The organism is Mesorhizobium sp. M7A.F.Ca.ET.027.02.1.1 (assembly GCF_004022985.1).
GTDB lineage: Bacteria > Pseudomonadota > Alphaproteobacteria > Rhizobiales > Rhizobiaceae > Mesorhizobium.
In genome coordinates, this window is sequence record NZ_RZOL01000773.1 from 1 (window position 1) to 1,203 (window position 1,203).

General features: G+C 64.4%; 1 pseudogene. It reads left to right on the forward strand.

The window, feature by feature from the left end:
- A pseudogene (locus EN749_RS38035) lies at positions 1-1,203 on the forward strand (ATP-binding protein); the annotation flags it as partial.

Genomic DNA, 1,203 nt, shown 5'->3' on the forward strand with positions numbered 1-1,203 from the left:
CGTCCGAAGCGCATCGGTTCATCGAAATCCGTGGCGATTCCGGTGTCGGCAAATCCTGGGTGCTTCGGCACGTCGCCGAGCGCGTGGCGCGCCAAGCGCCGATCATCGTGCTTGACCGCGACTCGACGCCGGCAGGCGGCTGGCTGCCGTTCTCCAACGCGCTCGGTATTCCGGGTTCGGCGGTCGAGTTCCTAACCGATCTGGCCGCGAGCGGCGGCGCGATGCTGTTCATCGACAGCATCGATATGTTCGACGATCGAGGCCGCCAACGCACCATCATCGAGCTCATGCGCGCGGCGAGCACGATCCCGGGTTTCACGGTAATCGCAACCACGCGCACTGCCGGCCATGTCGATGTCGAACCCTGGCTCGACGAAGAGATCGTTGCCGCCCTGGGAGGCGCGCAGCCGGTACCCGTCGGCCCCTTGTCGGACGATGAAGTCGCGATCCTAGTTAATCAGGCGCCGGATCTTCGGCTGCTGCTTGCCCCCCAACATCCCGCCGCCGGTCTTGCTCGAAATCTCTATCGGCTATCCCGGTTGCTGAAGGTGCCGAGCGCGACCGAGGTTCGCACCGAAGCAGCAATGGCCGATCTGTGGTGGAAGAGAGCGGACGGCGCGCTGGCTGCAGAGGTGCGCGCAGCGCAGCGGCTGCTGGCAGCGCTCGCGGCGAGTGCCATAAAGGGAGAAGACGGGATCGAGCTGACCGAGGATTCTTCTGCTCGGTCGCATCTGCTTGAGGCACTGACGCTCAAGGAAGTGCGCCGCGACCGGCTAGATTTCTATCACGACGTGCTACGCGACTGGGCGATCGGGAACTACATCGCAGAGAATCCGAGCCGTCTGGCCGCACTCGATCTGAGTGTGCCGGTATCGCCGCGTGTGGCGCGCGGTATCGAGTTCGCCGCCCGTCTCACGCTCGAGACGGGCGCAGATTGCAGCGCCTGGACCGATCTGATCGCTCATCTGTCTCCGAGAGGGGCGCACGGATCATGGCGGCGCCAAGCCATCCTCGCCTTGCCGCGGTCGGAGGCCGGCTTCGAATTGCTCGAAAAGTGCAGTGCTGGTCTATTGGCAGACGGCGCAGCTCTCCTTATCGAATTGTGCACGGCGATCGCGGCGGCCGAGACCGTGGCGACGGCCGACTTGATGACGATGCCGGACGGCTCCAAGGTCAATCTGCCGCGCTCGTATCGCACAAATA